The following is an 18,293-nucleotide window of genomic DNA, read 5'->3' as shown; positions in this document are numbered from 1 at the left end:
GTGTCATGACAGCAATTAAAGAAAGTTCTACAATTCAGGAAAACAAAAAGAATATACTGGACCAGTGCCCGGTAATGTACGTTATGGAAAAAATCGGAGGTTTCTGGAAACCGATTATATTATTTCAGTTGTCGACAGGAGAGAAACGTTACAGTGAGTTAAAAAGGGCAATCCCGGAAGTCACAGAAAAAATGCTCATCCAGCATTTAAAACAATTGGAAGCCGATGGTTTGATCATCAGAACTGCAAAGCCTGTGGTGCCTCCTCATGTGACCTATGAACTTAGTGAAGCAGGGAATAAGCTTGCTCCTGTAATCGATGCTATGGCAGACTGGGCTTTTCAGGATATGAAGGAACAGCATAACTGGAAACCTGTTTAATACATGTTTTAAAAATACAACATAACAAAAGCCCTTCAGATGAAGGGCCTTTCTATTAAAAAAATATCCGAAGAATTATAAAGTCTGCATATCAATCACAAAGCGGTATCTTACGTCGCTTTTTAACATCCTTTCATAAGCTTCGTTGATTTCGTTCATTTTGATGATTTCAATTTCAGAAACAATATTATGTTTCCCGCAGAAATCAAGCATCTCCTGTGTCTCAGCAATTCCCCCGATTACAGAGCCTGCTACAGATTTTCTCCCCATGATCATTGGAACCGTTTGAAGGATAGGTTCAAGACCTCCAAGATATCCTACAAGAACCAATGTTCCGCTGATATTTAATGTTGTAATATAAGGGTTAACGTCATGAACATAAGGAACAGTATCGATGATTACATCAAATTTTCCCTTTACAGAATCCATTTCTGCCTGCTCTGTAGAAATAACCACATGATCAGCTCCTAATTGTTTGGCATCTTCTGTTTTTCCGGGAGTTCTTGAGAAAAGAGTTACTTCAGCCCCTAATCCTTTAGCCAGTTTAATTGCCATATGTCCTAATCCTCCCAATCCGATAACAGCAACTTTTGATCCTGGTCCTACATTCCAATGTCTTAGTGGAGACCATGTTGTAATTCCTGCGCAAAGAAGCGGAGCCACTGCTGCTAGATCAAGATTTTCAGGAATTCTTAAAACGTGGTCGGAATCTACAACCACTTTCTGTGAATAACCACCAAAAGTATGTCCTCCCAAATGTTTGTCTTTTCCGTTATAAGTTCCTGTAAAACCATTTAAACAATATTGTTCAAGATCATGTTTACAGCTCTCGCATGTCCCACATGAATCCACAATACATCCAACACCTGCAAGGTCTCCGACTTTGAATTTTGTAACTTCATTTCCGATTTTAGTAATTCTCCCTATAATTTCATGTCCGGGAACTGCAGGGTAGATCGTTCCTCCCCAGTCGTTTCTTGCTGTGTGAAGGTCAGAGTGGCAAACTCCGCAATAAAGTATTTCAATCTCCACATCATTAGGAGTTGGTTCCCTTCTTTCAATATTCATTTCTTTCAGGTCCGCTGTGGTAGACTCTGCTCCGTACGCTTTTACTGTGAATGTGCTCATTTGTTTTTAAATTTTAAGTTAGTGTTTTTGTTCATAAATTGTATTCTTCTCAGTCACCGGATCCGTATATTTAATAATACCGTTTGGAGTATTAGGGTTGATGGTACTATTTGTACATTTACTTTCCGGACTAGTAACTACCTGGAAGAATGTTGATGATAGCCTCAGGGTTCAGAAATCCATACATACTATCCTTTTTCAGGATGATAGAAAGTTTCTTGTTATTAAGATCAGTCTCAGGCATAAGAATGTCGTTATTTCTTTGCATTACCTTTTCGGTCTGGTATAACTGTTTAAGATACGTACCCGGTTAATTCCTCGGGGAAAGTATCCAATTGACTTTCTTATCCGGCAAACATCTTTTTGTTTTCTAATGTTATCATTACAATGCAAAAGTCGATTCTTTTCGTTAAACAGCACTTATACAGATTACAGAAACATTTACCAATATTACAGACTCTATTAAAAGTAAAACAGAAAGTGGTAATTTTGAATAAGATTTAAAACGGATGCTATGGAAAATCAGGATATTAAAATAATCAACAGTGTTTCTGAATATAATAAAATGATGAATCATGAAACCTTGCATCCTTTGGTGAGCATTATTGACTTCTCTAAGTCCAATCCTATTTCCCAATATAGAAGGAGCTATGGTTTTTATACCGTATTTCTGAAAGATGTAATGTGTGGAGATATGTATTACGGAAAAAATAATTACGATTATCAGGAAGGGACGCTGGTTTTTATAGCACCGGGGCAAGTGTATGGGATGAGTAATGACGGGACGTATGTGCAACCAGGAGGATATGCTCTGATATTTCATCCCGATCTTATAAAAGGAACTAATCTGGGGAAAAATATTAAAGATTATTCTTTCTTTTCTTATGATGTTCATGAAGCTTTACACCTTTCCGAAAAAGAAAGAGAAATTATTCTGGAATGCTTTAAAAATATAAGGCTTGAACTGGAGCAATCCATTGATAAACACAGTAAATCCCTGATCGTAAACAATATCGAATTATTTCTCAACTATTGTATGCGCTTTTATGATAGGCAGTTTATTACCCGTGATCATGTAAATCAAGGCGTTATCGGGAAGTTTGAAAATCTTCTGAATGATTACCTGAAATCCGATAAACCCAAGAATATTGGATTTCCAATGGTCAATTATTTTGCTGAACAACTTAATCTTTCGGCGAATTATTTTGGTGATTTAATTAAAAAAGAATTAGGAGTTTCTGCCCAGGAATTTATCCATAATAAACTGATTGATGTTGCAAAAGAGGAAATTTATAATCCATCAAAATCAATCAGCCAGATTTCTTATGACCTGGGTTTTAAGTATCCCCAGCATTTTACAAGGTTGTTTAAGGCAAAAGTCGGAGTATCACCAAGTGAATACAAAACTTTAAATTGATTGAGTTATTGCCGAAGTTTGTTTAGAGATTTCTATCATTTGTAGTTAAACGAATCGTGAGAATAGGTAATTTCTTTCAAATAGATTCGGGTTTTTCAGAAAAGTGAATTATTTTTAAGGAAGAAATTTCCGGATAATGAAATCACAGCAGAATATTGGCACTCATATTTTTCAAACCCCGTTCGCGAAAATTATTGCTTTAAAAGAAAATGGCGTTATCAAAGCCAAAAGTATTCGCTATGCCAGGTCTGTAAGATTTCAAAAACCTGTTCCTGTACAGCCGTCATCCTCGGAACTTCTTTTTCCGGATAAAACACCGGTCTGCCCACAAAGTATAAGCCCTTTAATTGAAAAAATGATTGGCCCCACGGATCTTAATGGTTTTGAGATTGAAGAATCCACTCAATTTCTTTCTGTTATTCGTCCCGATAATGAGCATACCAGTTTGCCTGTGATTGTTTGGATACATGGAGGCTCTCATGAAATAGGGTGTGGGGATCTTTCCACATCAGATGCGAGCAGTTGGGTGAAGGAACAAGATATCATTGTAGTGTCGGTTTCCTATCGCCTGGGGTTGTTCGGTTTTTTAGGAGGCGATGAAGAAAGGCCTGCTAATCTTGGGTTATTTGATATTATTGAAGCATTAAAATGGATTCAAACGAATATAGAAAGCTTTGGAGGAGATCCTGAAAATATTACACTTCTGGGGCAATCATCCGGCGGAGATGCGATCGCCCATCTGATGATTTCAGAAGGCGTTGAAGGCCTTTTCAAAAGAGTGATCATTCAAAGTGCACCGTTAGGTCTTCGCCACAAAAGACAAAAAATGTCAGCCGAATTTCTGAAAAATACGGATTCAATAAAACATGAAACCGATGTCTTAAAGATGATGGAAGAATACAAAAAAAGGATTCCTTCTGTTATTAAATACGGATTAAAAGCAATGATGCCTTTTGGTATTCAATATGGATTTCCTCCTTTATGCAATGAAGATGAGGCAGAGGAAAGATGGAAAGAGAGTGCTGGAAAAATTGATGTTTTAATTGGACTCAATAATGATGAAACTGCATTTTATCTAAAAACTTCCGAGGCACTCAATACTTATTTTGGTAAAGGTTTTGGTCAGAAGATCATTAATAAAACAGTTCAGCTGACTACAGAAAAAATCTATGGGAAACCTGCAGAACTTTTTGCTGAAAATTATGCTAAAGCCGGAGGTAATGTTTATTTGTTCAGGATCTATTCCAGAATTACGGATAATGAAATAGGAGCTGCTCACAGTATTGATCTTCCTTTGCTTTTTGGTAATGAAGAAGCATGGCAGTCTGCCGGGCTTATAAAAAACATTCCCTGGGAGTATATCCATCATAATGGAAGAAAATTAAGAGTTGTGTGGGCAGAGTTTTCAAGAACTGGAAGGATATCCGGAGAATCATTGAAACCTGATATTCTGGAATTGAGAAAAATATAGTTTGGGTCCGACCTTCGTATCACTAAATATTTTTATCATTTAGGTGCTCAATTTTTTTTTATCTATGTGAAAATTATGTAAGGCAGGGGTATGGCTACTTCATTCCTTGTTACCACTTATTTTTGTTGCTTTGGTTTTGTGTTTTTCATATGTGAAATTCAGTGTTTGGTATTTTTTTATTCAATATTGTGTGTGTTATTTTGTTATATTTGAGTTATTAATCCCTGGAATGTAATAATTATGGAAAATATTTTCACAAATTATTAATAAAATAAATGCTGAAACGGTAAGGCGGTGAGAGAGACAATTAAAGACTAAAATCTTTTAACCATATAAAACCAAGCAATTATGAAAACAAAATTTCAATGGAATGAATTGAGCCGGGAAGTACTCAAAAACTTACTGGCTGGATCTCCTGGGGAACCTGCTTATTGTGTTTCGGATACGGGTCCGGGAGAAGGAGGATGCAACCCGGGTTATATCTGTGAGAATGGGAAGTGTGTTCCTTATAACCCTTCCGGTGGCGGAAGTACCGGAGGTGGAACAGGAGGAGGGCCGACAGGTCCAACGCATACCTGCTACTGCGGAACTTACTCGTATGTAACTTCTGATCCATGTCCATATACTTGTTTTAGTGACTAAACTTAATCAAATATTTTACAAAATGAAAAAAACTAATTTACCAGCAGGCCGTATAAGAAAAATAGAGCGGCAGGAACTTAAAGCTTTAAAAGCCGGAGGAATTATCCGTGACAGAGTATGCTGTACTTCAAATGAAGACAACCAATGCTGTGAATGGGCAAGTGATATCTGGAATTGCAGATATATCTACTGCTAAAAGCCAACGGTATAAAGACATTTCAAATGTACATAACCGGATGATGCTTTCCTGGTTATGTACATTTAATTTAATTGTATCTATTCAGGGACCCAGACGCTTACATTTCCAGCAGGAACAGGGAAATTTCCCCAGCCTTTTTCATCAATAACTACTTTGTCTTCAAATCTTCCAAGCATATCATAAAAACTTTGCCCCGAATACTTTTCCCCCATTTCCATGGGTTTATTGTAAGCATCTTTATTACTTAGGACAACAGCACAGCCCGTGTGTTCGTCATCTCCTTCACGAACCCATCCCAGGCAGTTAGCATCTTCAAAATAATCTTTCTGGATTCCATAGGCATGTTCTTTTCGCGCCTTCAGCAGTTCTTCAATTCCATTTACTTTATTCAGGAAAATTTCCTGATCATTTCCCTCCCGGTCCTTATCTACGTAATGGGCTCCGTACAAATCGGGATAAAATACACAAGGATAGCCGTCTTCCCTGAGGAGGATCAAAGCATAGGCAAGAGGTTTGAACCACTCTTCTACAGGAGCTTCAAGGTCTTGTAAAGGCTGGGTATCATGATTATCAACAAGACTTACGGAATGCAGCGGATCAGCCTGAGTAAGAGTGCCATCAAAAATCCTTCTCAGATCATAAGATCCTCCCTCTTTGGAAGCATTGTGGAAATTGTTTTGAAGAGAGCTGTCAAATAAGCTCATGCAACCTTCCGTAACTTCAATATATTTTTGGAGTAAATTCAAATATCCAGGTGCCCAGTATTCTCCAACGGCAAAGATATTTTTACCTGAATTGGACCGGATAAGTGTTAGCCATTCTTTATAAAAATCAAAAGAAATATGTTTTAAAGCATCCAGCCTTACCCCATCAAAGTCGGTCTGATCAAAATACCATTTGGCCCATGCGTTGAGTTCTTCACGAACAAATGGATTGCGATGCTCAATATCATTATACATCAGATAATCATAATTACCTTTTTCATCATCAATCATCTCTTCCCAGTCGTTTCCATATTCAGATTGTATTTTGAAGATATGCGAATCCATTCCTTCGGCATAATCTACGCCGCTGAAACAAGTTGCATTCCATTCAAAGTCAGAATATTTTTTATTTCTTCCAGGGAAAGTAAACTTGGTATAGGACTGTATTTCGATAACATCTGAAATTACCTTTTCTCTGTTATTTTCATCCACTTTTACTGCTTTCATCGTTTCCAGCTCGTCACCACCGGCTTTATGCCCTAATACAACATCTACAATAACCTGGATATTTTGTTCCTTTAAAGCCTTTATTGCTTTTAAGTAATCATCTTTGGTTCCATACTTTGTGGGAATACTTCCTTTCTGGTCGAATTCTCCCAGGTCAAAAAGGTCATAAGCATCATATCCTGTTGAATAACCTCCACTAGTTCCCTTGTAAGCAGGTGGGAACCAAACTGAAGTTATACCAAGTTCGGCTAAATAAGCAGATTGTTTTTGAGCCTCCTTCCAGAGTGTTTGGTTTCCGTCTGAGTACCAGTGGAAAAACTGAATCATCGTTGGGTTCATACATTATAGAATTTGGTTACTACAATGTAGTGAAAATTTCTAATTATTAATGCCCAAACTCCTGAAACGGTATTTTTAGTTGAACAGAAACCTGCTTTTTTTCCTCAGTATTAAGGTGGGCAAGGGATAAGCCTAATAACCTGACAGGTTTATCAAAGGGTCTTAATTCCCAAAGCTTTTTGGAGGTTTTGTAGTATTCTTCTTCAGAAATATAGTAATCTTCTTTTGTCATGCTCCTGGTAAACAGTGAAAAATCTTTATACTTTATTTTTAAAGTGAGGGATCTGCCCAGAATATTATTTTTTTGTAACCTTTGATGTAGTTCTGCACTTAAGCTTTCCAGCTTCTCATTGATTTGCTGTTCATCATAGAGATCTTCAAAAAAAGTCCTTTCTACAGCTACACTTTTCTGGATGCGATGAGGTTTAACTTCTGAATGATGAATTCCACGAACAACATTGTAATAGTAGCTTCCGGATTTTCCGAACAGGCTTACTAATTCCTGTAATGTTTTTTTCTTTAAATCTTTTCCCTTGAAAATCCCCAGCGTAAACATTTTGTTGGCCGTAACTTTTCCTACCCCGTAGAATTTTTCAACGGGTAGTTCTTCCAGAAAACTTTCAATTTTGTCGGGGTGAATGGTTTTTTGTCCGTTCGGTTTATTGATATCCGAAGCTACCTTTGCTAAAAATTTATTAACTGAAATACCGGCTGAGGCAGTAAGACCTGTTTGTTCAAAGATTTTTTTGCGGATTTCTCTCGCAATATCATTGGCGGATTCTATTCCTTTTTTGTTTTCAGTCACATCCAGATAAGCTTCATCCAGGGACAATGGCTCTACCAGGTCGGTATACTCATGAAAGATCTCTCTTATCTTTCTGGAAATTTCTTTGTAACGGGCGAAGCGGGGAGGAACAAAAATGAGATGCGGGCATTTTTCTTTTGCTGTTTTACTTGGCATGGCAGAACGGACACCGAATTTTCTTGCTTCATAACTGGCAGCTGAAACTACACCCCGATGCTCTCCTCCCACGGCAATTGGTTTTCCCCTAAGCGCAGGATTATCATGCTGCTCCACAGAAGCATAAAATGCATCCATATCTACATGTATAATTTTGCGAATGGGAAAAGAAAAATCCATATCACAAAGATATGGATTCATTTATTTCTATATTTCAATAAAATAATATCATTTCTTCAATCTCATGGTAAGGAGCACAGGTTCAAATCCTACTTTTTCATAAGCTTTTACAGCAGATTCATTCTGATCATAAACATCTAACCTTATTTCTTTCATTCCTCTTTCTTCTGACCACTTTATGAGTCTATCTATAACGGATTGATTGATTCCCTGTCCCCTGTGTTCCGGTTTTACATACATAAATCCCAGATATGCATACTCTTTGAAATTAAAATAATCCTTTTCCGCTTTTTTAATCATCGCATATCCCGATGCGACGATTTCATGATCCTTTTCCGCTACAATAAGGGTAGCATCTTCAGACTCGATCAAAGAAACTAAATCATAATAATGAATGGTACCGTTAATAAGGGTAGGATTATAGGGCCTTTCTGCAGTAACTACACCTTGTTCGAATTCAAGAAGAGTTTTCAGGTCTTCTTTTGTTGCTTCTCTTAAAGTTACCATATTATTGTAAAAGTTTATTGATGGTGGCTTGTATTTCAGGATCTTCCGGTGAGATGGCGTAGTATTTTGCAATAGCTGATTTCTGGTCGATCACCATGTATCTCGGAATCCAGTTGAGGTCAATATAATTATTAAAGTCATTTTTCCATCCTGATGCAAACCAATAATTATCTTTGTCTTTCATATCAAATCTTTCAAGGCTTTTATCGAAACCTTCTTTCGATCTTTCCAGAGAAAGAAATACAAAGTCTATGTTCGGATTATTTTTTTCGAGTTCCTGTGCTTTTGGAAGTGCCTTCAGGCAATCTCTGCACCAACCGGCCCAAAAATCAATGACCACCACTTTTCCTTTGTGCTGGTTAAGAATTTCCTGTATAGTAATGCTCTTTCCCTCTTCATTTTCAAGCTTCTGTTGCAAAGCTTCTTTGGAAAAACTGGTTTTAAGTACTTTAGGAACTTCCTGAGAATAAAATGTCCCAAATGTTCCAAGCATAAAAAATATGAATAGCTTTTTCATTTTCAATTTCATTTTTTACAAATCTAAACAATGAAACGAAGTTATGAATTGCTTTTTGGATTAATTGGCAAAAATTTAAGAAATCGAAAAATTCGATAAAAAAGAACTACTGATAATTTTTAACCAGACCTTTTACTACCGTGATTACGTTGGGCATTGCTTTATTGGCTGCATTAAGAACTTCTTCGTGAGAAACGGCTAATGCAATATCGGGTCCGCCAAGATCCGTAATAACTGAAATACAAAAAACATCCATATCCATATGACGGGCAACAATAACTTCCGGAACAGTACTCATTCCTACCATATCACCACCTATAGCTTTTATCATTCCATATTCTGCGGGTGTTTCAAAGGTAGGTCCCTGTAATGCGACATAGATTCCCTGGTGAATTCTAATGTTATTTTCTGAAGCAGTGCGTTCTGCGATACTGATCATTTTTTTATTATAAGGCTCGCTCATATCGACAAACCTCGGGCCTAGTTCTTCTATATTCTTACCACGAAGAGGATGTTCAGGCATCATATTGATGTGATCTTTCAGAATAACAATGTCGGCGACCCTGAATTCAGGATTTACTCCTCCGCAGGCATTGGAAAGAAGTAGGTTTTTAATACCGATCAGATGAAAAATCCTTACAGGAAATACCACAGTTTCGATAGAATGGCCTTCATAATAATGAAAGCGTCCACTCATTATCAATACCTTTTTACCTTCTAAAATACCATATATCAGCTGACCTCCATGACCAGCCACTGTTGTTTGAGGAAAGTTAGGAATGTCTTTATATTCCAATATGTGTATTGGCTGAACTTCATCTTTCAGTTTTCCCAGGCCGGATCCTAATACGATTGCAAAATCAGGTGTATCCTGAATGATGTTTTTGATGAAGGCTGCGGTTTCTTTAATTTTTCCTAACATAATCCGAGATGATTTGATTAAACTCTTCCTTTTTGTCAATGATTACATTGATAGGCCAGTAATAAACAATATCTCTAAGATAGTCAAAGGTTTTTAAACGAACATAATCTTTCTCGGTTGTTAAGATCAATTTATATTCGCCCAGTTTCTTATATTCAGCAATTATTTTTTTGATGTCTTCATCGGAAAAATTATGATGATCCCTGAATTTAAGGTGTTTTACTCTATGTGAAAATTTTGCCAGATGTTCCAGCAATGGTTTTGGATTGGCAATCCCTGTAATTAAAAGAATGTCATAATAATTCAGGTTGTTGTCAGGAAGCATTTTTTCTCTTCCGTATACATTTTCGTCATATCCGATAGATGAAAAGAATACTTTCTGATGACGCTCAGGTCTTATTCTGGAAATATAATACTGTTTGGTCTCCTCCGTCAGTTCATCAGGACATTTGCTGACCATAATAAGATCGGCTCTTTTTACCCCGGCTCTTGATTCCCTGAGATCCCCTGCCGGAAGAAGGTGGTCCCTAAAATACGGGTCATTAAAATCCGTCATCAGAATATTAAATCCTGCTTTGATCGCCCTATGCTGAAAAGCATCGTCCAGTACAAGAACATCCAGGTCCATGTCATCAATGACTTTTTTGGCTCCAGGCACTCTTTCCTCAGAAACTGCAATAACGAAACGGTTCTTAAAACGTTCAAAAAGCTGCATCGCTTCATCACCTACCATTTTGTAGTTGCTGTCATAATTGGTCACCTCATAACCTTTTGTAAGTCTTCCGTAACCTCGGGAAAGGACACCGGTTCTGTAATGTTTGGATAAAAACTGAGCAAGGTACATCACCATTGGCGATTTTCCACTTCCGCCAACGGACAAATTGCCGACATTGATGATCGGCGTTTTGAATTTCGTAGATTTAAAGATCCCCAGATCATACATTGTGTTTCGGATACCCGTTACCAAATGATAACCTACAGAGAAGGGATAAAGGTACCATCTTTTCATACGATTGCAAAAATAGTAATTTTTAAGAGGATTTGGCTGAATATTCTCAATGACTTTTCAACAAATATTTCATAAAATTAAAGTATTTTTGTGGAGTTATTATACTACATTGAGGTACTTTATAGAGTTTTCTTACAACGGTAAAAATTATTTCGGTTATCAGATCCAGCCGGACGCCAATTCTGTACAGGAAGAATTGGAAAAAGCACTATCCACTATTTTACGGGAAGAGATTAAAATTACAGGAGCCGGAAGGACGGATACCGGTGTTCACGCAAAAAAAATATTCGCCCACTTTGATACCCAGGTGGCTTTTAATGATCAGCTCAGTCACAGGCTGAACAGCTTTCTTCCGCCTGATATTGCTGTTAAAAGGATTTTTCCTGTAAAAGATGATTTTCATGCCCGGTTTGATGCCACCTACAGAACATACGAATATTATATTTCTTTAGAAAAAAATCCATTTACACTGGAATCTGCATGGCAACATTGGAAAAGACCTTTGAGTATCGATGCAATGAATGAAGCCTGTAAAATTTTATTCGAGTATGAGGATTTTACGAGTTTTGCCAAATTGAAAACGGATAATAAGACCAATATCTGCCGTATTTACAAAGCAGAGTGGGAACAGGAAGGAAGCGAACTTAAATTTACCGTTTCTGCCAACCGTTTTCTCAGGAATATGGTACGGGCAATCGTGGGGACAATGGTGGAAATCGGTGCAGGAAAAATGAAGCCCGAAGATCTGAGAAAAGTTATTGAAAATAAAAACCGTAATTCGGCCGGCACTTCTGCTCCGGCACAAGGATTATTTCTCGTAGATGTAGGGTATGAATTTTAAAAAAACAAAAAACTATAATCATTATGATGTCTATTTTTATCCTGATTGGAGCGTACAGATACTATGCTGCACTGGCAGAAAGATTTGGGAAAACCAAATGGCATTTTGGACTGTTGGGTATAGGGATCTATCTGGGGTTTCAGGTTGCGTTTTTATTTTGCTATGGTTTCTATATCGCACTTACTAACCCAGGTTCTTTACAGGATAACGATTATACCGGATATAGCCTCGTGAATGTAATAAGCTGGCTATGTGCAATAGCTGTTGTGTGGGGAATTTACCAGTTTCTTGAAAAAAAGTTTACAAAAGAAACCATCCATAAACCAAGCCTGGAAATTGAGGAGATAGGTAGCTAAGAAAATGTATAACAATAGGATATTCATATTTTAAATAATTAATATCCGTTATTTTCTATTGGTATTTGGATAAGTTGTTCTCGCTTTCAAATTATAAAGTGTTATTTTTGCATGGAATTTATTTAATTCTTTTCTTTCAATTTGTACAATGAAAAAACAAGATACCTGGGGAATTATTAAAAGGCTTTTCTTTATCGGAATGAAATTCCGGTCCTGGTTTATCCTTACTTTAATCATTTCCGTTTTACTATCCATCGTTTCTACTTACAGGCCTTACCTTACCATGGAGGTTGTAGATAATGATATCACCAGGCTGCAGGATAAAGCTCTGATGATGAAGCATATCTACATTTTGGTAGGATTGGTTGTTGCAGAAACTGTTTTAAACTTTTTCCTGGTCTATTTCTCCAATTATATTTCTCAGAATGTAATCAGGGATATCAGAGAGAGGTTGTATTCTAAACTTATTTATTTCAGGACATCATTTTTTGATAAAACACCTATAGGACAACTGGTAACACGTGCCGTTGGGGATGTGGAAACCATTGCTACAGTTTATACGGACGGATTCCTTATGGTTTTCGGGGATATTTTGAGAATCGTCTTTGTATTAGTGATGATGTTCAGTACTAATGTTCATCTGAGCTATATTACACTGGCTATACTTCCTTTGATGGTGGTTATTACCCGTTTTTTTCAAAAGAGGCTGAAAAAAGCATTTGGAGATGAAAGAACCTGGACGGCGAATCAGAATTCCTTTGTTCAGGAAAGATTAGCCGGAATGCCAATTATACAGGTGTTCAACAGACAGGAAGCTGAATTTAAAAAGTTTGATGATATCAATATTACCCTGAAGGCTGCATTGCTGAAAACCGTTTTTATCTTTTCATTATTTTTTCCTGTAGTAGAACTTATTTCGTCCCTATTTATTGGGTTTATCCTTTTCTATGGAGGATATATTACCATTAGTGCGGGGGTGGTTATTGCTTTTATCCAGTATATTTCAATGCTGATCAGACCTTTACGCCAGATCGCAGACCGATTTAATAATATCCAGCGTGGAATTGTAGGTGCAGAAAGGGTACTGGGATTAATGGATGAGGATTATGCGATGCCTAATCACGGAACAGTAAAAAAAGATCACTTCAATGGTAAAATTGAATTCAGGGATGTTCGTTTTGCTTACGATGAAAAGCAGGAAGTACTGAAAGGAATCAATTTCAAAGTGAATCCGGGAGAAACAGTTGCTATTGTGGGAGCTACAGGAGCAGGTAAATCTACGATCATCAGTCTGATCACGAGGCTGTATGATATCAATTCCGGAGAGATTTTTATTGATGATGTAGAGCTGAAAGATTATGAATTATATAATCTCAGAAGTCATATTGGGGTGGTATTACAAGATGTTTTCCTTTTCCATGGAAGTATCTTTGAAAATCTCTCTTTTGGAGATGAAAGTATTACCCTGGATAAAATAAAAGCAGGGGCCAGAGAAATTGAAGTGGATGAATTCATTCAGCAGCTTCCGGGTGGTTATGATTATGTAGTCAGTGAAAGAGGCTCGTCGATCTCATTAGGGCAAAGGCAGTTATTGTCTTTCTTAAGAGCTTATCTGTCCGATCCGAAAATTTTGATCCTGGATGAAGCTACCTCTTCAATTGATCATGAAAGTGAAAAACTGATTCAGAGGGCTACGGAGAAAATCACGAAAAACAGGACTTCGATTATTATTGCACACAGGCTTTCAACCATTGAAAAAGCGGATAAGATTATCGTAATGGAACATGGTAAAATTGTAGAAGAAGGAAAGCATTTGGAGTTGCTTGATCAAAATGGGTATTATTCCACATTGTATAAAGCACAGCTGAGACATGAAGTAGAAATGGAAGAAGAAAACCGGGCGTCAAAATAATAATCGTCATAGATAACAGAAATAAAAAAGAGAGCTGAAGTTGCTCTCTTTTTTGTTTTTAGAATTTTAGTTTTTGGGTGATCACTTTTCCGTTTTCCAATGTTGCCCGGACTGTTACTACTACATTTTTGGCATTTAATGGAGCGGTAATTTCTGTAGATTTCATATTGGTTTGGTTCACCAGAATTCTTCCTGAGGCATCATAGATTACCAGCGAGGTAATTTGCAGGTCACTTTTTATGTACACTGAATTTTCTGCCTGTGTAATAAAGGTTTTGTTTTCAATTGCATTTTTAGCGGACAGGGTTCTTGGTTCAATGATCACTGAATAATCTTCTATCTGTCCGTATTTAGGAGTATAACAAGCGGTAACGGTTGTTCCGTTATATTCACCAATTACCCTCATTCTTAAAGGAGTATTGGCTACAGCATTTGAAGGTGGAGTTACTGATGCTGTTGCAGTGGAACCTGCTGCTATATTGCTTTGGTTCAGAACCAGCTCCGTTGTTTCATTAAATTGTCCATCGTTGTTGTAATCGATGTATGCTTTTATAATATGAGGATTGTTTGTTCCGGGAGTAATGGTAAGGGTCGTTGAGGTGCCTGAAGGTATTGTGGTTTTGGAAATTCCCAGGCAATAATTTCCCGTAAAATTTTCGTAGAAATTATTAGTGGCAGCCTTGTAATTGGTTGAATAATTATTAATGTTTCCAAATTTGACAGAAGTGATTCCTATGTTATAATTTCCTGGATTCGTTATTGTTGTTGGGGTGCAAGCTGTGGTTAAAGATGTATTGTTGTTAGGTGTAGTGCTACTTGCGACCGGAGAATTGATTAAAGATTGTCTGTACTGTAAAAGCTGGGCTGTAGCTCTGTCGGACTGTCCCGGGGTAAAGAGATCTCTGAAACAAAAAGTATAAGACATTACATTCCTTTCACCTCCTGCATAGGTAACGCTTGTACATGGGTTGATCTGACCGGTCTGACATGTATAGGGAACGGAAGAGTGATAAAGGCTTTTCATGGGTTCTGTATCGCATACCAGATCTCCTTGTAATGTACAATCGGTATTAGCAGGACAGGCCCCGGTAGAGTCGTTGAATCCTTCGTGGGTGTGACGGAGTCCTAACGCATGTCCGAATTCATGTGCCAGTGTTTGCGCATTTACAGATGATGCGCTTGTAGACATAAATGCATAATCATTGCTGCCACCCGGGTAATAGGCAAAGCCATTAAGGGTCCCTGAATTAGAGGCTAACTTTTTTACCACATAAATATTATAATACTTACTGGTATCCCACATTCCCAGGGCTGTAATTTCGGATGCCGTTACAGCATTGGTCGTATTGTCATTGTTTACACCACCGCTTACATATTTTGGAAGATGGGAAGCATTGATCCTGTTGATCCCGTTGGTCGCTGTACAGGTGGGACTGATTTTCGCAAAAACAAATTTTACAGGGAGTATGGCACTGGATGATGACATGCCGCTTGAAGAACTTCCGGAAAATACTCCGTTAGTGTAATTAACCCATGCAATAATGTCGGCATCCGACTTGTTGTTTACTGTTCCGACCGCGCTTCCGTCCCCTACAACATGGACAACAACGGGAATTTCATATACCTGATTCTTATTAAGGGTAGATGCTAGTTTTCCACTTTTAATCAGTTTGGATAACTCTAAGTTAAAAGCATCATCCCGAGCCTTTTCTTCGGGATGCCGTTCATAATGTTTTCGCATTAATTCGTCGGTACCGCATTCTATTAAATCAGTTTTTTGAGCGTAAAACTGGCTGCATGAAGAGCCTAAAATAATAGCTAGTAGTACTTTTTTCATAATATAATTGTTAGTGGTTTTAATATAATCATATTAAAAATAAACAAAAATATCAATAGTATGGGAAATAATTTAAGGCGTTTATAAAGACCTTGAAGGATTCGAAAAAGATGATGTTGAATATTTCACAATAGCCTATTTCTTTAATTTCATCGTCCATTATTATTTTGTGGATACAAATCAGAATTTAAATCCGATACTAAAATAAGCCCGCCAGAAATTAAGTGCATCGTTTCTGGATATATTTACGTTAATGGGACCTAAAATTGATTCATATCCCAGATTAAGTCCATAACCAATAAGTTTGGAATTGCTCTTGAAAGGGGATAGCTTGTCACTTATTGCAGCATAGTGAAAAGAGGGTGTGAGGAAAATCCTGTGATAAATCCGGTACTGAACCTCAAGTCCTAGCTTGGCAACGGAATTTATAGGAACTTCTTTTTGCCTGAACCCGTTAAATTCAGGATTCATTCCGTCAAAATTATATTCACTTCCTCCCAGATTGAATTTCTGATTGAGAAAAAGATAAGGGATACCCTCTGAAGATCCAAGAGTTTGAGGAGAGAAGTTGGTTCCTAAAAAAGCATTTGCCTTAACAGATACCTTTTTATTGATTGGAATAATATAATTTTCATTGAGCGTTAATGTGATCAGGTTCTTGGGTTTATAATATCCTTCAGCCCCGGGATTTAAGTATTCATAGAGTGTAGGTTGTATTTCTTTCAGATCATAAAGGTTGTATTGATCTCCAAAATAATATTTCGTTATAAACTGAAAATTGTTTCCTGAAGTAGGATAATATCTGGTATTGAAGCTGTTTTGATTGAATTTAAAATACAGATCAAGATTGGTATGATAATATACCTTTTTACTGTACAGGTCAGTAAAGGTCTGGCTAATCCTGTCTACAGACCGGTTTAATTTTTCAGCGTTGAATTCTAATCCGAATGAAGCCATCGTATTCGGATGAATAGAATAATTGACCGCTGTATTTGCTTTAATGCTTCTGTAAATATAGTTGGGGAAAAATAAATTATTTTCAACATCATTGTTTTCTGAGAATCTCAACAGGAGGTCGTTACTTTTAAGAAAGGAAATATTTCCTTCTGTACTTAACCACCAGCGGTAATCCGTATCCAGGAATTTCTGGAACTGCAAACGGGCCTTGAAACGTTCCGAAATATCTACAGTTGCTGTGGCCCGGAATTTTGCTTCTGCATAATCCCGGTAGGTATAATTCAGGATGATCCCTACGGATTGTTCATTATCATAGTGTAGGGCTAATTTAAGCATGCTTGGTGTGGATCTCTTTACGAAAATGTTCATAATTAAACCGTTTTCCGAATCTGTGTAAGTATAATACACCCTGTCATACTGTCGAATTCCAAAAACCTTGTCGATAGCAGCATTTACTGTTTTGGCATCGTAATATATACCCTCCTTTAATCCCATCAGGTTTTTAATAGTTTCAATCTCGGACGGATTAGTGATGGGTGTACCATTATCTTCACTATAAGTAAACTGTATGGTCGGTTTTTTAACCTCTTCAACAAGTTTGTGCTCATAAGTAATTCCCAATCTGCGTTGCTCGTTGGCTAAGGCTATAAATTCCGGAAGGTGTCTTTTAGCTTCTGCTTCTCCTATTTTTATGATTTCCTTGTATTTTCTGAAGTCTTTAGTGGTGTAATCATTAAGTGGAGTTACAAAATCCACCATGATATCCGACATCTTCTTTTGTTCATTAAAATCCTGTACAGAATGGAATGCATGTGTCTGATAGATCATTTTCATCGGATTTTTGATCTCATCTTTTGTGAAAAGCCTGAATCCTGTATAGCCTCCGATAATATAATCAGCTCCCATATCTTTTACTTCCTTTACCGGAAAATTACGGTCGAGGCCACCATCTACAAGAAGTTTTCCATCAATATAAACCGGTGCGAATGCGGCAGGTATGGCTAAGGTAGAACGAATAGCCAGTGCAAGAGAACCTTTTTTCTGCATAACCAATCCACCATTCACAATATCGGATGATGTAAGTTGAACAGGAATAGGAAGCTTACTGAAATCGTTAATATGTTTTGCCGGAAACGTTAATGTATTGAGAACTTCACCCATATATTGCCCTTCTATAAAGGATCCCGGTAGAGAAGGCCGGCCATCGTTTACCGGAAATTCAAGAATATATTTATTGTACTCATCTTTTTCGCTGATATTGACCTTGTTGTAGGGGATTTTGTTACTAAGGATCCTTTTCCAGTTCATGCCGTACACCATTTTTTTCAATTCTTCACCATTATATCCCATAGCATATAATCCACCGAGAATTCCACCCATACTGGTTCCGGTAATATAATCTATTTTAATCCCTAGTGAATCTATTGTTTTTAAAATTCCCAGATGCGCAAAGCCCTTGGCACCACCTCCGCTAAGCGCTAACCCAAACTTTGTGTCTTTTGTCATG

The 18,293-nt window shown here is 37.3% G+C and carries 18 protein-coding genes; 8 read left to right on the top strand and 10 right to left on the bottom strand.

All coding sequences use genetic code 11. The features are described 5' to 3' along the window. Positions 1 to 5 precede the first annotated feature (5 nt). A complete protein-coding gene (locus G9C87_RS10020) occupies positions 6 to 380 on the top strand; it encodes a winged helix-turn-helix transcriptional regulator (protein WP_172280631.1) in 375 nt (124 codons plus the stop codon). 75 nt (positions 381 to 455) lie between these two features. On the opposite strand, the gene G9C87_RS10015 is transcribed toward G9C87_RS10020, so the two are convergent. Next, the gene (locus G9C87_RS10015; protein ID WP_172280628.1) at positions 456 to 1,508 is read right to left on the bottom strand and encodes an NAD(P)-dependent alcohol dehydrogenase; all 1,053 of its coding nucleotides are present in this window, start codon (positions 1,506 to 1,508) and stop codon (positions 456 to 458) included. A gap of 130 nt (positions 1,509 to 1,638) precedes the next feature. Further along, positions 1,639 to 1,776 carry a hypothetical protein gene (locus G9C87_RS10010; RefSeq protein ID WP_172280626.1) on the bottom strand — a complete coding sequence of 46 codons (138 nt, stop codon included), beginning with the start codon at positions 1,774 to 1,776 and terminating at the stop codon, positions 1,639 to 1,641. A gap of 246 nt (positions 1,777 to 2,022) precedes the next feature. Between G9C87_RS10010 and G9C87_RS10005 the strand changes: the two genes are divergently transcribed. The 4 genes from G9C87_RS10005 (at position 2,023) to G9C87_RS09990 (ending at position 5,234) form a co-directional block, all read left to right on the top strand. After that, the gene (locus tag G9C87_RS10005) at positions 2,023 to 2,925 is read left to right on the top strand and encodes a helix-turn-helix domain-containing protein (protein WP_172280624.1); all 903 of its coding nucleotides are present in this window, start codon (positions 2,023 to 2,025) and stop codon (positions 2,923 to 2,925) included. Between the two features lie 136 nt (positions 2,926 to 3,061). Then, on the top strand, positions 3,062 to 4,396 hold the full coding sequence (locus G9C87_RS10000) for a carboxylesterase family protein (protein WP_172280622.1): 1,335 nt from the start codon (positions 3,062 to 3,064) through the stop codon (positions 4,394 to 4,396). A 348-nt stretch (positions 4,397 to 4,744) separates the two neighbouring features. Continuing rightward, positions 4,745 to 5,038, top strand: a complete 294-nt coding sequence (locus G9C87_RS09995) for a hypothetical protein (RefSeq protein ID WP_172280621.1) — start codon at positions 4,745 to 4,747, stop codon at positions 5,036 to 5,038. A gap of 22 nt (positions 5,039 to 5,060) precedes the next feature. Beyond that, complete coding sequence (locus G9C87_RS09990; protein ID WP_172280619.1) at positions 5,061 to 5,234, top strand: hypothetical protein; 174 nt, start codon at positions 5,061 to 5,063, stop codon at positions 5,232 to 5,234. Positions 5,235 to 5,314: 80 nt separating this feature from the next. On the opposite strand, the gene G9C87_RS09985 is transcribed toward G9C87_RS09990, so the two are convergent. The 6 genes from G9C87_RS09985 to lpxK all read right to left on the bottom strand — a co-directional run bounded on the left by G9C87_RS09985 (position 5,315) and on the right by lpxK (position 10,883). Continuing rightward, a complete protein-coding gene (locus G9C87_RS09985; protein ID WP_172280617.1) occupies positions 5,315 to 6,787 on the bottom strand; it encodes an alpha-amylase in 1,473 nt (490 codons plus the stop codon). Between the two features lie 46 nt (positions 6,788 to 6,833). Next, positions 6,834 to 7,928 carry a DNA polymerase IV gene (gene dinB, locus G9C87_RS09980; protein WP_172281051.1) on the bottom strand — a complete coding sequence of 365 codons (1,095 nt, stop codon included), beginning with the start codon at positions 7,926 to 7,928 and terminating at the stop codon, positions 6,834 to 6,836. A 48-nt stretch (positions 7,929 to 7,976) separates the two neighbouring features. Beyond that, positions 7,977 to 8,435: a GNAT family N-acetyltransferase gene (locus G9C87_RS09975; RefSeq protein WP_172280615.1), complete on the bottom strand. Its 459-nt coding sequence runs from the start codon at positions 8,433 to 8,435 to the stop codon at positions 7,977 to 7,979. 1 nt (position 8,436) lies between these two features. Then, the gene (locus G9C87_RS09970; protein ID WP_172280613.1) at positions 8,437 to 8,952 is read right to left on the bottom strand and encodes a TlpA family protein disulfide reductase; all 516 of its coding nucleotides are present in this window, start codon (positions 8,950 to 8,952) and stop codon (positions 8,437 to 8,439) included. Between the two features lie 106 nt (positions 8,953 to 9,058). Then, positions 9,059 to 9,874 carry a purine-nucleoside phosphorylase gene (locus G9C87_RS09965; protein WP_172280611.1) on the bottom strand — a complete coding sequence of 272 codons (816 nt, stop codon included), beginning with the start codon at positions 9,872 to 9,874 and terminating at the stop codon, positions 9,059 to 9,061. Continuing rightward, positions 9,858 to 10,883: a tetraacyldisaccharide 4'-kinase gene (gene lpxK, locus G9C87_RS09960; RefSeq protein ID WP_172280609.1), complete on the bottom strand. Its 1,026-nt coding sequence runs from the start codon at positions 10,881 to 10,883 to the stop codon at positions 9,858 to 9,860. Before lpxK ends, G9C87_RS09965 begins: the two co-directional genes overlap by 17 nt. Positions 10,884 to 10,932: 49 nt before the next feature. On the opposite strand from lpxK, the gene truA reads away from it, so the two are divergent. From truA to G9C87_RS09945, 3 genes are all read left to right on the top strand, one after another. Continuing rightward, positions 10,933 to 11,724: a tRNA pseudouridine(38-40) synthase TruA gene (gene truA / locus G9C87_RS09955; protein WP_172280608.1), complete on the top strand. Its 792-nt coding sequence runs from the start codon at positions 10,933 to 10,935 to the stop codon at positions 11,722 to 11,724. Positions 11,725 to 11,747: 23 nt separating this feature from the next. After that, entirely contained in the window at positions 11,748 to 12,080 is a 333-nt protein-coding gene (locus G9C87_RS09950; RefSeq protein ID WP_172280606.1) for a hypothetical protein, read from the top strand. 148 nt (positions 12,081 to 12,228) lie between these two features. Continuing rightward, positions 12,229 to 13,992 carry an ABC transporter ATP-binding protein gene (locus G9C87_RS09945; RefSeq protein ID WP_172280604.1) on the top strand — a complete coding sequence of 588 codons (1,764 nt, stop codon included), beginning with the start codon at positions 12,229 to 12,231 and terminating at the stop codon, positions 13,990 to 13,992. A gap of 58 nt (positions 13,993 to 14,050) precedes the next feature. Here the strand turns inward: G9C87_RS09945 and G9C87_RS09940 are convergent, their stop codons facing one another. Together G9C87_RS09940 and G9C87_RS09935 are read right to left on the bottom strand one after the other, a co-directional pair. Beyond that, positions 14,051 to 15,829 (bottom strand): GEVED domain-containing protein, encoded by a 1,779-nt coding sequence (locus G9C87_RS09940; protein ID WP_172280602.1) that lies wholly within the window; start codon positions 15,827 to 15,829, stop codon positions 14,051 to 14,053. A 180-nt stretch (positions 15,830 to 16,009) separates the two neighbouring features. Beyond that, positions 16,010 to 18,292 carry a patatin-like phospholipase family protein gene (locus G9C87_RS09935; RefSeq protein ID WP_228456996.1) on the bottom strand — a complete coding sequence of 761 codons (2,283 nt, stop codon included), beginning with the start codon at positions 18,290 to 18,292 and terminating at the stop codon, positions 16,010 to 16,012. Position 18,293: the final 1 nt, after the last annotated feature.

Origin of the sequence: Chryseobacterium sp. LAM-KRS1, from assembly GCF_013184525.1 — a bacterium.
In the GTDB taxonomy this organism is placed as follows: domain Bacteria; phylum Bacteroidota; class Bacteroidia; order Flavobacteriales; family Weeksellaceae; genus Chryseobacterium; species Chryseobacterium proteolyticum.
The sequence above is the reverse complement of the archived record's forward strand: the minus strand, read 5'-3'. Positions and strand labels throughout refer to the sequence as shown.